Here is a 13,288-nt window from a genome sequence, read left to right on the forward strand (position 1 = left end):
GTCGATTTTCGGCAGACGAGCTGACGCCGTGAAGTCGCAGGGCTGATTCTGCGCATTCTTAGTACACGGAATTGACCAGATTTCGTCTGTACCCTATATTTTGCCACCGTTGAACTCATCGTGGGTGATTGCTGTTACGGATACAGGGCTATACAGCAGGTCGACTATACGAGGCGAATGAACAAGGACAGACTATCCCATCGGGAACGAATCCAATCGATTCTGGCCGGCGAGAAACCGGACCGGTTCGCAGCCTCGTTCTGGCGGCACTTTTTCCATATGGAGGGAACTGCTGAGGGGACGATCGAAGCCATGCTGGCGTTTCAGAAACGGTTCGACTGGGATTTCATGAAGATCAACCCCCGGGCGGATTACCATATCGAGGACTGGGGATTCAAGCAGGAATATTCACGCAGCGAGTTTGAGAAGCACCGGAAGTTGGCGTATCCGATCAACACGATCGAGGACTGGAAGAAGATCGGTCCCCTGCCAACAACTTCGCCGGTGCTGGCGGAGCACCTGAAGATAGTATCGGAGCTCCGCCGCAGGAGTGGGCCGGATCTGCCGATATTCATGACTGTATTCACGCCGTTGGCGATTGTGGGGAGGATGGTCCCCGACAACAACATGCTGGTCGAACATATTCGAACGGACCCGGGCTTGATACTAAGTGCTTTGGAGGCTATCACGGTGACATTCGAACGATTCGCAGTCGAAGTACGCAACGCCGGGGCCGACGGGTTATTCTACGCGACTACCCACTGGGCGTCATCGGATCTACTGACCTGGCAGGAGTACCAGAAATTCGGCGTGCCGTATGATCTACGAGTCGTTCGAGCTGCCGGCGATGATGCCATGAACTTATTTCATGTCTGTGCCCCCAACAACTATCTGCGCCAATTGTCGGCCATAGACTACTCGGCGTCGATGTACAACTGGGACGCGGCAGACCCGACCAACATGCCGCTCGATAAAGCGGTGCATGCATATCCCGGCAAGGTGCTGGTAGGTGGCGTTGACCACCAGGGCTGGTTGCTCAGAAGCGACGCCGCGGAGATGCCGCACTTTGTCGTTGAGATTAAGAAGAAATTCGATCCGAGCCGGGTTATTATTGGCCCCGGATGCGCCATTGCCCCGGAGACACCGATGGAGAATCTTCAAGCCATAAGGGACAGCTTATGATGGACAACGCGCGACGCCAACTGGTGGACAACATTCGTATCGCCATCGCCGAACATGCCAATGAGACAGACATCCTCAAAGCGGCTGCCGAGTTGATCAACGAGTTTTCCGAGGATTTCCACTGGACCGGCTTCTATCTGATGAAAGGAAACCGGCTGGAGGTGGGGCCGTATATCGGACCGGAGACACCACACAAGGTGATCGAGCTGAGTAAGGGAATCTGCGGGGCTGCGGCCAAGGAGAAGCGGACGATCATCGTGGACGATGTCAAAAGCGACCCCCGGTTTCTGGCCTGCTCGCTGACTACCCGTTCCGAGATCGTGGTGCCGCTTCTGGATGGAGACAGGGTGTTGGGTGAAATCGATATCGACTCCAACCATCCCTCGAATTTCACCGCCCAGGACCGGGTTATGCTCGAAGCAATAGCTAACGAGATTGTCAGTCGGTTGAAGCAGGTTTGACACGAGAACGCATGAGCATTTTTGCTTGCGCGATTCCTGACGGTGCTGCATCGTGGAGGAACCGCGACACATAGGAGGTAACAATCATGTTTTGGGGCATTCTTCTGCTTTTGCTTGGCGTACTGATGCTGTTGAGCGAACTGGATATCATCCAGGGGCGATTCTGGAATTTCTTCTGGCCCGCCCTTATCATTGCCATTGGGGTATCGGTCATTGCCAAGCATACCAAAAAACCATCCGCGCCATGACGGCGTCGTTCTATTTTGACCCTGACGGCACCGGCAGCGGCGTATTTCTTGGACCGCTGGAAGCACGCCTCATGGAGCTGGTGTGGGACAAGGGAGCACTGACAGTGAAGCAGGCGCTCTATCTGATGGGGAAAGATGCCAACATCGCGTACTCCACTATCATGACAGTCTTGACGCGATTGGCCGAGAAGCAGATTCTGAAACGATCCAAAGAGGGGAAAAATTTCGTCTACGAGCCGACAATCTCGCGCGAGGATTTCATCAAATCGAGAGTTAATCAGATTGAGGCGTGCCTGTCGCGCAATTTCGGAAGACAGACGCGCAAATCTTAACGGCGGGTTTTGGAAATCTCCTGAAGCTCTATCAGCACGCCGCCAATTGATGACGGGTGCACAAACGCGATCTTCGCCCCCTGAGCGCCAAGGCGCGGGCTCTCATCGATAAGTTTAACACCGGCTGATCTCAACTCCGCCAGCCGACGCTCAATATTCTCGACACAGATACAGACGTGGTGGAGACCCTCACCATGTTTGGCAATGAAACGCGCTATGGGGCTGTCCGGTGAGGTCGCCGCCACGAGTTCGATGCGACCACCGAAAGCACTGGGACGGTCGAAAATGGCCACGCGGACCTTCTGATCGGGGACATCCTCGATGTGCGGATCGCGTATCCCAGTCAAAAGTGCGTACGTAGGGATGCTTCGCTCAAGATCGGAAACGGCGATCCCGATATGCGAGACCAGCGAATCGGAGTGCTTATCCGTTACCGGATTCATGTTCTTCCGCTTCGGCCGCCGAATCTGCCTGCCGTCGTATCTGATCGTACTCGCGCTGAATTTCGATGGTGCCGACCGATGGACGGATCCACCGGCCCCGATGAAAGTACAACATGTACTTGTCGTAGTCTTTTGAGATCTTGCCCGATGGTCCCTTGAAGGTCACTTCCACCTTGACCAAGCATGAGTCACGGTTGTAGAACGTGTAATCCTGGGCCGTGATCGCCTCAACTGTATCGGCTTCGGCGTATTCGATCTGCCGGAAGGTCAGGTAGTCATCGAAATTGTACTTGGCCTGCAGGTACTCGAATTCGTTGTCGTATAGCACTGCCTTGTCGCCGTAGTGCCAGCGGGTAATCGCCTCGGTCAGCGCTTCCTGAATCAGTGTACGGTCGTCACCAGACGCTGTTGGAGTCGAGGTCCCCCCAGAGGAATTGTCTCCCTTGTCGCTGCATCCGATCAACGAAATAAGAATTGCTGCCAGAACGAAAATCGGCAGACGACTACCGGTTATCATGGTATTCACCCCAGATGTGACGAAAGACATCGGAAATCTCACCCACTGTTGCATAACACTCCACGGCTTCTATGACGGCCGGCACAACATTGTCGCTGCCCTTGGCCGTTTGTTCCAACTTTCCAAGACTTGCCTGCACCCGTGCGTTGTCGCGATGGGATTTCAACTGTTTCAAGTTGGCAATCTGGCGTTTTTCGAGTTCAGGGTCAAGCTTCAATACAGTGGGAATTTCAGCACTGTCGGTGCGAAAACGATTCACACCAACCTGTATTGTGTCACCGCTTTCAATCCGCTTCTGATACTCGTAGGCAGAACGAGCCAGTTCATCCTTGAAGTAACCCGATTCGACGCAACTTACTGAACCACCCAGTTCGCGAATTCGGTCCATAATAGCCACGACCTTTGCTTCAATCTCGTCAGTTAGGTATTCGACGTAATACGAGCCACCCAGTGGGTCCGCGCTGTTCGCGGAACCGGATTCGTACGCCAGAATCTGTTGGGTGCGAAGCGCTATCTCGGCCGATTTTTCAGTCGGTAGTGCCAACGCCTCATCGAACGAATTGGTGTGGAGCGACTGGGTGCCGCCGAGCACGGCTGCCAGTGCTTGTATGGTCGTGCGGACGATATTGTTCTCCGGTTGCTGGGCCGTGAGGGTCGAGCCGCCGGTCTGCGCGTGAAAGCGAAGCAGCATAGAGCGTTCGTCCTTGGCGCCAAATTTCTCGCCGACAATCCTCGCCCAAAGCCTCCGGGCAGCGCGGAACTTCGCAACCTCTTCAAACAAATCGTTGTGCGCAGCAAAGAAAAACGACAGGCGCGGCGCAAAACTATCAACCTCCAAGCCGGCTTTCAATGCCGCCTCGACATACGCAACGCCGTTCGAGAGAGTGAATGCCACCTCCTGCGCAGCCGTCGCCCCTGCCTCGCGGATATGATACCCTGAAATAGAGATAGTGTTGTACTTTGGCAACTGCTCGTTGCCATACGAGAAGATATCGGTGATGATCCTCATTGATGGCCCCGGCGGCAGGATATAGGTCCCGCGAGCGATGAACTCCTTGAGAATGTCGTTCTGGACCGTTCCGGAAAGCTGGGCCGGGGCAACGCCTTGTTTTTTCCCGACGGCGATGTACATGGCCAACAGAATGACGGCGGTCGCGTTGATTGTCATGGAGGTTGAGACTTTATCGAGCGGGATTCCTTCGAACAGCCGCTCCATGTCTGCCAGCGAATCGATCGCTACACCGGTCCGACCGACTTCTCCTCTCGCCATTCGGTGATCCGAATCGTAACCGATCTGCGTGGCCAGGTCGAAAGCCACTGAAAGGCCGGTCTGGCCTCGCTCAAGCAAGTACTTGAACCGCTTGTTTGTTTCTTCCGCCGTGCCGAACCCAGCGTACTGGCGCATAGTCCAGAGGCGGCCGCGATACATATCGGCATAGACGCCGCGTGTAAACGGATAGCTGCCGGGCTGCCCAATCGTGCTCGGTTCAGCGTGGTGGTCGTTCGGACCAACTACTACCGGAATTTCAACGCCCGAGGAGGTTTTTTTCGGAGGCGTGGTCATGTCTCGAACTCCAACAGAGCGTCCCCCCTTTCCACCGATTTCCCTTTGGCGACGTGCACGACTTTCACGATCCCTTCGCCCCGAGCCTTGATGATGTTCTCCATCTTCATGGCTTCGATTACAACCAGCGCCTGCCCCTTGACAACAGTCTGTCCCGGCTGAACTTTCACCTCGACCACCATGCCCGGCATCGGGGCCCTCAGGACTGTTTCTACCGCCGGACCGTGAGAGATACCGGCCGCCTTGCGCATTTGCGCCAGATGGTAATCCTCGATCTCTGTCTGAATCTCCATACCGCCCATGAAGACGGACTTCAATCCGTTGATGCCCGCAGAGTGAACATCGACTTCGAGTGATTCATTATCGATAAGGAGCAGGGAACGGTTGTCACCGAGTCCGAACCGACGGATCTCGACCTGCCTGCCGTTGACGGTGGCAAAGTAATGCTCGGAACGATATTCGAGCGTAATATCATAGTCGCGGCCATCGATCGTAACCTGATAGCGCGACATTAGCGACTCCCCCCGAACCAGCGAACTGAACCGGCTCGATGGCGACGAATCCAATTGGAGGTCGGCGACGGCGTCATAGTGTTGTTGACATCTACCTTGCGTTCCCGCACGAATCGATCCAGAGCAACCGCCAGCGCCGCCCGTTCCCGCAGATTGTCGTCAAGTCGACGGTACACATTGTCCGGGTATTCATCTTCGAGTAACCGCGTCGACAATTCTCCATCCAAAAACTTCCGATTATCCATAATGACGCGATGGAACGCGATCGTGGTTTCAACGCCGGACACACGGTATTCCTCAAGCGCCCGTTTCATCCGTCCTATCGCCTCCGGGCGATTTTGCCCCCAGACCACCAGTTTGGCGATCATGGGGTCATAGTAAACTGGCACTTCCGCCCCTGCTATAACACCCGAATCCACTCGCACGCCAGGACCGGCTGGTATTACGTAGCTCTTAAGCGTACCTGTTGACGGCATAAAGCCGTTGTCCGGGTCTTCGGCGTAGATACGGCATTCGAGAGCATGGCCGCGCAGAACAACGTCGTCCTGCTTGATCCTGAGCGGTTCCCCCTGTGCGATGGCGATTTGTTCTTTTACCAGATCAAGTCCGGTCACCATCTCGGTAACGGGATGCTCGACTTGAAGACGCGTATTGACCTCGAGAAAATAGAAATTGCGGTTTTCATCCACCAGAAATTCAACCGTTCCAGCGCTTACATACCCACTGGCGCGTGCCAATTCGAGCGCCGCTTTGCCCATTTTGGCGCGGAGTTCCTGCGTCATAATCGGAGACGGAGATTCTTCGATGACCTTTTGATGCCGTCGTTGGATAGAGCACTCGCGTTCTCCAAGATGCACGCAGTTGCCGTGCTGGTCGCTGAGAATCTGGAACTCCACATGCCGGGGACGAGCGAGATACTTCTCGACATACACGCGGGCGTCACCGAACGCCGAGCGGGCTTCGTTGGCTGCCGAGCGAAGCGATTCCTCGAACAACTCTTCCGAATGCACAATGCGCATTCCTTTGCCGCCACCACCGGCAGCTGCTTTGATAAGCACCGGGAAGCCGATCCGGCGTGCCGCCTCGAGTCCCTTGCTCAGATCGCTCAACTCCATGTCGACTCCGGGCACCACCGGTAATCCGGCCTTGAGCGCCGCCTTACGTGCGGCCAGCTTGTCGCCAAGGAGCGCAATCGTGTTGGCGTTTGGTCCGATGAAAATTATTCCTTCATCAACACATCGCTTCGCGAATGCCGCATTCTCGGAGAGGAAACCGTAACCCGGATGGATGGCCTCGGCGCCGCTCCGTTTGGCGGCTTCGATAATCTTGTCGTGTACGAGATAGCTCTGCGACGAAGGACACGGACCGATGTAGTACGCCTCATCGGCCATGCGAACATGGAACGCCGTGGTGTCGCAGTCCGAGTAGACAGCTACTGATTTGATGCCGAGGTCACGGCAGGCGCGGATGACCCGAACCGCGATTTCTCCCCGGTTGGCGATGAGGATCTTGCAGATGGGGGTGGTTGACATTACTCTCCCCTTGATCCACCATCCGGCTCTGCGCCGCGTCTCGCGAGTTGTGCGAGCAACATAGTCACCACTCCCTGGGGATTCTGTTGAAGTTCATCGTTCCAAACGCGCACAACTTCAATTCCATGACCAGCCAGCGTGCTCGTTCGGGACTTGTCGTAGTCGGGTTGGCCGTTTTTCGTGTGACCGCTGCCATCCAACTCAATTGCCAATCGCGCCTTTGAGCAGTAGAAATCCAGAACAAATGATCCCGCCGGATATTGTCGCCTGAACTTGTAGCCGCTGAGACGACGGTCCCGGAGCTGCCGCCACAGAGCCGACTCGGCTGGAGTTTGATGTCTACGGAGTGATCGGGCTCGCTTAGTCAGATGGAGATTGCGTATTGATTTGCTCCGCACCCTCATCCGGTCCTTCGGACCACCTTCTCCCTGAAAGGGAGAAGGGAAATTCGACGTATCAGCTTTGGCGTCTTCTGCTTGCTCAGCAGTTATCCCGGATCCCTGCTCGATCTCCCCCTTCTCCCCTCTGGGGAGAAGGTGCCCGAAGGGCGGCTGAGGGGACTCTTCATTCGTAAACATCTGGCCTTACCCAATACTATCACAGCGGTATGTTCCCGTGCTTTCTCGGCGGGTTTGAGTCTTTCTTCGTCTCGAGCATCTGGAACGCCCGGATCAAACGAGGACGTGTGGTCTTCGGCTCGATAATGTCATCCACATACCCACGAGCGGCCGCTATGAACGGATTGGCGAACTTCTCGCGATACTCTTCCTCTTTCCGTTTCAACTCCAACTCCGGATTCGATGACGTCATAATCTCTTTCTTGAAGATGATCTCCACCGCTCCCTTGGGTCCCATCACCGCGACCTCTGCGGTCGGCCAGGCGTAGTTCATGTCGCCGCGCACATGCTTGGAGTTCATAACGTCGTAGGCGCCGCCATACGCTTTGCGCGTGATAATCGTGACCTTCGGAACAGTCGCCTCACAATAAGCATAGAGTAGTTTGGCACCATGCCGGATAATGCCGCCATGCTCCTGGTCGGTGCCGGGCATGAAGCCGGGAACGTCTTCGAATGTCAGAAGCGGGATATTGAACGCATCGCAGAACCGGATGAACCGCGCCCCTTTCACCGACGAGTTGATATCCAGCACGCCCGCCATCACCGCCGGCTGATTGGCAATGATGCCGATGGAACGTCCCGCCAGACGCGCAAACCCGACTACGATATTCGCCGCATATTCCTCGTGTACTTCAAAGAATGATCCCTCATCCACCACCCGCGTGATGACATCCTTGATATCGTACGGCTGGTTTGGGTTCTCTGGTATCAGATGATTGAGTGATTCATCTTCGCGATCCGCGGGATCGGAACTGGCCACAAACGGCGGGTCCTCGCAGTTGTTCTGCGGAATGTATTCGAACAGACGCTTGAGCTTGGTAATAGCATCTGCTTCGTTGTCGCAGGCGAAATGCGCCACGCCGGATTTCGATGCGTGTACGAGAGCTCCACCCAATTCCTCTGATGTCACCTGCTCGTGCGTGACAGTCTTGACCACGTTTGGTCCGGTGACAAACATGTATGATGTCCCCTTGGTCATCAGAACAAAATCAGTGATGGCCGGACTATAGACTGCCCCGCCGGCGCACGGACCAAGGATAACCGAAATCTGGGGGATAACGCCAGAGGCCAGTGTGTTCAGAAGAAATATGTCCGCATACCCGCCAAGCGACACGACCCCCTCTTGAATACGCGCCCCACCGGAATCATTAAGACCGATTACGGGAGCGCCGACTTTCATAGCTTTCTCCATAATCTTGCAGACTTTTTCGGCATGAGCTTCGGAGAGCGAGCCGCCGAACACCGTGAAGTCCTGCGAGAAAATGAAAACTGTTCTTCCGTTGATTTTGCCGCAACCGGTGATCACACCGTCGCCGAGCACTTTTTGTTCAGCCAGCCCGAAATCGGTGGAGCGGTGCGTGACGAACATATCGAATTCTTCGAATGAATTGTCGTCGACCAGCAGCTCGATTCGCTCGCGGGCGGTCAGCTTTCCCTTCTGGTGCTGGGCGTCGATACGGTCCTGCCCACCCCCTAATTGCGCCTGCGAGCGCATCGCCTCAAGATGATTCAGCTTCTTCTCTAAAGACACAGGCCCCTCTTATGCTTTGGTGGATACGGTGGCCTCGGTCACCGGTTCGGCGACAATTTTGCCGTCGACCTCTTTGATTCGCGCAAACGGTATGGTGGTATCGTGGTCAAACGCGAGGATGACATCCTGGTTGAGAATACGCGACTGCGAACGACGCTTGAACTCCATACTGGTAAGCGGATAAACATCAGTGGCCGGCACAAATGGCACGCGCATATGGTGAATGGTCGGGTAAATGTCGGCATAGTAGTACACGCGTGAACCGGCCGACTCCATCTCGATTACGAACTGCCCCTCGGAATGACCGCCGGAATGGACTGCATTGATACCGGGAAACAGCTCGGTGCTGCCGTCGATGAATTGAATCTTCCCCGCTTCGTTCAAGGGATGAAGTCGCGCCGGAACATATACGGCACCAGTACGTTCGTCCGGTTTGACAAACACGTCCCATTCTTTCTTGGCGATGATATAGGTCGCATTTGGATAGCGTGCAACGTATTGCCCGTCCACGAATTTCACCGCACCTCCGCAATGGTCGGTGTGAAGATGCGTGAGAATTACGTAATCGATATCGGTCGGCTTCAGGCCAAGCGAGGCCAGACCGGTATCGATTGCGGAGACACCATCGGTACCGTAGATCTTCTTCTCGCGGTCGGAAAGCGTATCCCCGAGACCAATGTCGAAAATCATGTTCTTGTCGTGCGCAGTCAGCACGAACAGATTGGTCACCATCGGAATGAGGTTGTTGGCATCGGCCGGAATCAGTCGCTGCCACATGCTTTTGGGTATGACCCCGAACATGGTACCCCCGTCGAGCCGGAACGGCTGCTCGACGAAGGTACGTATTTCAAACGAACCGAATTTCATCGGGCTCCGAGCACCTGACCGGCGATCACCAACCGCTGAACTTCCGAGGTTCCCTCGTATATCTCCAGCACCCGCTGGTCGCGGTACAGTTTTTCGATTACGGAAAATTCGCCAATGTACCCGTAGCCGCCCCATATCTGCATGGCGCGGTCGACGCAGAATCGTGCAACCTCCGAGGCATACAGCTTGGCGTGCGAGGCCTCGAGCGTAAACTTCTCGCCACGGTCCTGCATCATGGCCGCCTTGTAGGTGAGACAACGAGCCGCCTCGACCCGGGTGGACATATCGGCAATCATCCACTGGATCGCCTGGAGTTTGGCAATTGGGGCACCGAACGCCTGACGTGCCTTGGCGCGTGAGACTGCCTCATCAAGGGCGCGCTGCGCAATCCCAACCCCCTGCGCCGCCACGCCGATCCGGGCGCCGTCGAGAGTTCCCATGGCGTAACGGAACCCTTTGCCGACCTCGCCGAGGAGATTTGCTTTCGGCACTTTGACATCTTTGATCATGATGCCGCCCGTGGTCGCCGCGCGCATCCCCATCTTGTGTTTCAGGGTCCGCGCATTCCAGCCGGGCTGCTTGACATTATCCACGATAATAGCCGACATCTTGGGCTGTCCTTCGATCCGGCAGAACAGCACAGCCAGGTCGGCCACGTCGCCGTGCATGATGAATATCTTCTCGCCGTTGATGACATAGCTGTCGCCGTTCTCGACCGCGACGGTTTTCTGGTTGGCCGCATCCGACCCGGCATCCGGCTCGGTCAGCACGAACGCCGGCACCCGCTTGCCGGTGGCGCAGTCCGGCACGTATTTCTTTTTCATCTCGTCGCTGGCGAAATGAAGAATCGGGTAGGTGGCCAGCTCACCCACTGCGCAGAGCAGTCCGACTCCCGGATCGTGATAGCAGAGTTCCTCGACCAGCGTGATATACTCGAGATTGCTTTTCCCCTTCCCCCCTAAGTTGGTCGGCACGCAGTAGCCGATGAAACCTGCTTCACCTAACTTGCGATACAGGTCATGCGGGAACTTGCGCGGCTCCGGCATCCGGTCCAATTCCTCGGACACCGGGTAGATATACTTGTCGGCGAATGCTTTGACTTCGTCGCGCACCGCCTGTTGGCGCGGATCAATGTTATATCCCATAGCTACTCCCGAAACTCCTTCCACAAAAACAAAAGCTTCAATGCTTACATAATCTTCTCATTGGATTTCTTGGCGCTGATCTGCCGTTTGAGAAACTCGATCGCTTCCTCGGTCGGCGCGCCCGGTGTGAAAATCTTCGCGACTCCCATTTTCTCCAGCGCCTCCTTGTCGTCGTCAGGAATAATCCCGCCGCCGAACAGGAGCATGTCGGTCGCCCCCTTCTTTTTCATCTCATCGAGAATGGCGGGGAACAGCGTCATGTGCGCGCCGGACAGGATCGACACACCGATCGCGTCGGCATCTTCCTGAATAGCGGCGTCGACAATCATCTCCGGCGTCTGGCGAAGGCCGGTATAGATCACCTCGAATCCGGCATCGCGAAACGCCGATGCGATCACTTTGATACCGCGGTCATGGCCATCCAGCCCCGGTTTGGCTAAGAGAACTCTGATTTTTCGTTCCATGGTCAATCTATCTCAAAATGTCATCAATCTCTTGTTCTCTTGTCGTCGTCATTGCGAGGAGGATTCGCCGAAGGCGAACCGGACGAAGCAATCTCTCCTCACGACACCTGCATCGCCGAGACCGATTCCGAGTGCTCACCCCAGGCGGCCCGGAGCACATCACACATCTCCCCTACTGAGGCGTATGCCTTGGCCCCCTCCATGATCACCTCGAACGTGTTCCCTTTACCGCGAGCCACCTCGTCAAGCTTCTTGAGACAGACCTGTACTCTCCCGTTGTCCCGTTCACGCTTGATTTTCTTCAGAAACGCCACCTGATCCCGCTCGATCTGCGGGTCGATCTTGAGAATCGGGATTTCGACCTTCTCGTCATCCAGCACAAAATCGTTCACCCCCACGATCACCCGCTCTTTGTTTTCGAGCTCCTGCTGGTGGCGATACGCCGCCTTGGCAATCTCGCGCTGGAAATACCCCTCATCGATACAGGGCAGCACGCCGCCGCGCCGGTCGATCTCATCAAAGTATGCCTCGGCTTCCGCTTCCATCTTGTCAGTCAGTGCCTCAACAAAGTACGATCCGGCCAGCGGGTCAACCGTGTTCGCCACGCCGGTCTCATACGCAATGATCTGCTGCGTGCGAAGCGCGATCAGGGCCGCCTTCTCCGATGGCAGCGCCAAGGTTTCATCCATTGAATTGGTATGGAGCGACTGCGTGCCCCCCAGCACCCCGGAAAGCGCCTGTATTGCCACCCGCACGATATTGTTCTCCGGCTGCTGAGCGGTCAGGGATACACCGGCAGTCTGCGTGTGGAAACGCAGCATCCAGCTTCGCGGATTCTTCGCGCCGTATTTGTTTTTCATCCGCTTGGCATAGATGCGCCGCGCCGCGCGGTATTTGGCAATTTCCTCGAAGAAATCGGAGTGGGCATTGAAAAAGTACGACAGCCTCGGCGCAAAATCATCCACATTCTGCCCGGTCGCGATCGCCGATTCGATATAGCAGAACCCGTCGGCCAGCGTAAACGCCAGCTCCTGCACGGCGGTTGCGCCGGCTTCGCGGATATGATAGCCGGAGATTGAAATCGTGTTGTACTGCGGGACATGCTTGGTGCAATAATCCATCATGTCGGTAATCAGGCGGATCGATGGTCGCGGCGGGAAGATAAACTCCTTCTGTGCGATATACTCTTTCAGGATATCGTTCTGAAGTGTCCCCCGGACCTGATCGAATGACACCCCCTGCTTTTCAGCGACACACAGGTACATGGCCAACAGCATCGACGCCGGGGAATTGATTGTCATGGAGGTGGAGACTTTGGACAGATCGATATCGCCGAATATAATTTCCACATCAGCCAGCGTGTCCACCGCCACACCGCACTTGCCGACCTCGCCGAGCGAGCGGGGATGATCGGAATCATACCCCATTAGAGTAGGCAGGTCAAACGCGGTCGACAGTCCCGTCCCCCCCTGCGCCAGGATATACTTGAATCGCTCGTTGGTCTGTTTGGGGGTCCCCATGCCGGCGAACTGGCGCATGGTCCAGAGCTTGGTGCGGTAGAGCGTGTGATGGACACCGCGCGTGTACGGATACTCTCCAGGAAGCCCGATATTGTCCCAGTAATACTGGTCCGTATCGGCCCCCTTGATTGAGTTCGGCGCATAGAGGCCGTCAATGTCAACCCCGGAGACGGTGAAAAACCGGGGCATCGATTTCTTGTCGCGCGACTTGGCGGCCGTTTTATCCCAGATAGCCAGCCGCTGTTTGATGGTGTTCAGAAAGTTCTTGTCAAACATATGCATAGACTCCGTTTACCCGAAACTGAACAATAATGAATACGCGTTGCAAACGCAAGCCGTGTTGGGCTTCTTCA

15 protein-coding genes are annotated in these 13,288 nt (G+C 55.8%); 4 read left to right on the forward strand and 11 right to left on the reverse strand.

What is annotated here, in order from left to right:
* Positions 1 to 177: 177 nt before the first annotated feature.
* From AB1644_06990 to AB1644_07005, 4 genes are all read left to right on the forward strand, one after another.
* Positions 178 to 1,182, forward strand: a complete 1,005-nt coding sequence (locus tag AB1644_06990; protein ID MEW6050792.1) for a uroporphyrinogen decarboxylase family protein — start codon at positions 178 to 180, stop codon at positions 1,180 to 1,182.
* Positions 1,179 to 1,643, forward strand: coding sequence for a GAF domain-containing protein (locus tag AB1644_06995; protein ID MEW6050793.1), 465 nt, complete (start codon positions 1,179 to 1,181; stop codon positions 1,641 to 1,643). The genes AB1644_06990 and AB1644_06995 overlap by 4 nt, the downstream gene beginning before the upstream one ends.
* A gap of 86 nt (positions 1,644 to 1,729) precedes the next feature.
* Positions 1,730 to 1,891: a DUF5668 domain-containing protein gene (locus AB1644_07000; GenBank protein MEW6050794.1), complete on the forward strand. Its 162-nt coding sequence runs from the start codon at positions 1,730 to 1,732 to the stop codon at positions 1,889 to 1,891.
* Positions 1,888 to 2,223, forward strand: a complete 336-nt coding sequence (locus AB1644_07005) for a BlaI/MecI/CopY family transcriptional regulator (GenBank protein MEW6050795.1) — start codon at positions 1,888 to 1,890, stop codon at positions 2,221 to 2,223. The genes AB1644_07000 and AB1644_07005 overlap by 4 nt, the downstream gene beginning before the upstream one ends.
* On the opposite strand, the gene mce is transcribed toward AB1644_07005, so the two are convergent.
* The 11 genes from mce to AB1644_07060 form a co-directional block, all read right to left on the reverse strand.
* Positions 2,220 to 2,666, reverse strand: a complete 447-nt coding sequence (gene mce / locus AB1644_07010) for a methylmalonyl-CoA epimerase (GenBank protein ID MEW6050796.1) — start codon at positions 2,664 to 2,666, stop codon at positions 2,220 to 2,222. The two genes, AB1644_07005 and mce, sit on opposite strands and share 4 nt — an antisense overlap.
* A complete protein-coding gene (locus tag AB1644_07015; protein ID MEW6050797.1) occupies positions 2,647 to 3,183 on the reverse strand; it encodes a hypothetical protein in 537 nt (178 codons plus the stop codon). The genes mce and AB1644_07015 overlap by 20 nt, the downstream gene beginning before the upstream one ends.
* A complete protein-coding gene (locus AB1644_07020) occupies positions 3,170 to 4,747 on the reverse strand; it encodes a methylmalonyl-CoA mutase family protein (GenBank protein MEW6050798.1) in 1,578 nt (525 codons plus the stop codon). The genes AB1644_07015 and AB1644_07020 overlap by 14 nt, the downstream gene beginning before the upstream one ends.
* A complete protein-coding gene (locus tag AB1644_07025) occupies positions 4,744 to 5,259 on the reverse strand; it encodes a biotin/lipoyl-containing protein (protein ID MEW6050799.1) in 516 nt (171 codons plus the stop codon). Before AB1644_07025 ends, AB1644_07020 begins: the two co-directional genes overlap by 4 nt.
* On the reverse strand, positions 5,259 to 6,791 hold the full coding sequence (accC, locus tag AB1644_07030; protein ID MEW6050800.1) for an acetyl-CoA carboxylase biotin carboxylase subunit: 1,533 nt from the start codon (positions 6,789 to 6,791) through the stop codon (positions 5,259 to 5,261). The genes AB1644_07025 and accC overlap by 1 nt, the downstream gene beginning before the upstream one ends.
* Positions 6,791 to 7,369, reverse strand: coding sequence for a DUF559 domain-containing protein (locus AB1644_07035; GenBank protein MEW6050801.1), 579 nt, complete (start codon positions 7,367 to 7,369; stop codon positions 6,791 to 6,793). The genes accC and AB1644_07035 overlap by 1 nt, the downstream gene beginning before the upstream one ends.
* A 19-nt stretch (positions 7,370 to 7,388) precedes the next feature.
* Positions 7,389 to 8,903: an acyl-CoA carboxylase subunit beta gene (locus AB1644_07040; GenBank protein MEW6050802.1), complete on the reverse strand. Its 1,515-nt coding sequence runs from the start codon at positions 8,901 to 8,903 to the stop codon at positions 7,389 to 7,391.
* Positions 8,904 to 8,948: 45 nt separating this feature from the next.
* Positions 8,949 to 9,806, reverse strand: a complete 858-nt coding sequence (locus AB1644_07045; protein ID MEW6050803.1) for an MBL fold metallo-hydrolase — start codon at positions 9,804 to 9,806, stop codon at positions 8,949 to 8,951.
* Complete coding sequence (locus tag AB1644_07050; protein ID MEW6050804.1) at positions 9,803 to 10,951, reverse strand: acyl-CoA dehydrogenase family protein; 1,149 nt, start codon at positions 10,949 to 10,951, stop codon at positions 9,803 to 9,805. Before AB1644_07050 ends, AB1644_07045 begins: the two co-directional genes overlap by 4 nt.
* A gap of 44 nt (positions 10,952 to 10,995) precedes the next feature.
* Positions 10,996 to 11,415: a cobalamin B12-binding domain-containing protein gene (locus AB1644_07055; protein MEW6050805.1), complete on the reverse strand. Its 420-nt coding sequence runs from the start codon at positions 11,413 to 11,415 to the stop codon at positions 10,996 to 10,998.
* Between the two features lie 98 nt (positions 11,416 to 11,513).
* A complete protein-coding gene (locus tag AB1644_07060) occupies positions 11,514 to 13,211 on the reverse strand; it encodes a methylmalonyl-CoA mutase family protein (protein MEW6050806.1) in 1,698 nt (565 codons plus the stop codon).
* Between the last annotated feature and the right edge of the window lie 77 nt (positions 13,212 to 13,288).

It is taken from the genome of Candidatus Zixiibacteriota bacterium (genome assembly GCA_040753875.1).
Taxonomy (GTDB): Bacteria; Zixibacteria; MSB-5A5; order GN15; family FEB-12; genus DATKJY01.

Bases quoted from the DNA above. Each gene is read 5' to 3' on its own strand.
- AB1644_06990 (MEW6050792.1), top strand. From the start codon at position 178: ATGAACAAGGACAGACTATCCCATCGGGAACGAATCCAATCGATTCTG.
- AB1644_06995 (MEW6050793.1), top strand. From the start codon at position 1,179: ATGATGGACAACGCGCGACGCCAACTGGTGGACAACATTCGTATCGCC.
- AB1644_07000 (MEW6050794.1), top strand. From the start codon at position 1,730: ATGTTTTGGGGCATTCTTCTGCTTTTGCTTGGCGTACTGATGCTGTTG.
- AB1644_07005 (MEW6050795.1), top strand. From the start codon at position 1,888: ATGACGGCGTCGTTCTATTTTGACCCTGACGGCACCGGCAGCGGCGTA.
- mce (MEW6050796.1), bottom strand. From the start codon at position 2,666: ATGAATCCGGTAACGGATAAGCACTCCGATTCGCTGGTCTCGCATATC.
- AB1644_07015 (MEW6050797.1), bottom strand. From the start codon at position 3,183: ATGATAACCGGTAGTCGTCTGCCGATTTTCGTTCTGGCAGCAATTCTT.
- AB1644_07020 (MEW6050798.1), bottom strand. From the start codon at position 4,747: ATGACCACGCCTCCGAAAAAAACCTCCTCGGGCGTTGAAATTCCGGTA.
- AB1644_07025 (MEW6050799.1), bottom strand. From the start codon at position 5,259: ATGTCGCGCTATCAGGTTACGATCGATGGCCGCGACTATGATATTACG.
- accC (MEW6050800.1), bottom strand. From the start codon at position 6,791: ATGTCAACCACCCCCATCTGCAAGATCCTCATCGCCAACCGGGGAGAA.
- AB1644_07035 (MEW6050801.1), bottom strand. From the start codon at position 7,369: ATGTTTACGAATGAAGAGTCCCCTCAGCCGCCCTTCGGGCACCTTCTC.
- AB1644_07040 (MEW6050802.1), bottom strand. From the start codon at position 8,903: ATGCGCTCGCAGGCGCAATTAGGGGGTGGGCAGGACCGTATCGACGCC.
- AB1644_07045 (MEW6050803.1), bottom strand. From the start codon at position 9,806: ATGAAATTCGGTTCGTTTGAAATACGTACCTTCGTCGAGCAGCCGTTC.
- AB1644_07050 (MEW6050804.1), bottom strand. From the start codon at position 10,951: ATGGGATATAACATTGATCCGCGCCAACAGGCGGTGCGCGACGAAGTC.
- AB1644_07055 (MEW6050805.1), bottom strand. From the start codon at position 11,415: ATGGAACGAAAAATCAGAGTTCTCTTAGCCAAACCGGGGCTGGATGGC.
- AB1644_07060 (MEW6050806.1), bottom strand. From the start codon at position 13,211: ATGTTTGACAAGAACTTTCTGAACACCATCAAACAGCGGCTGGCTATC.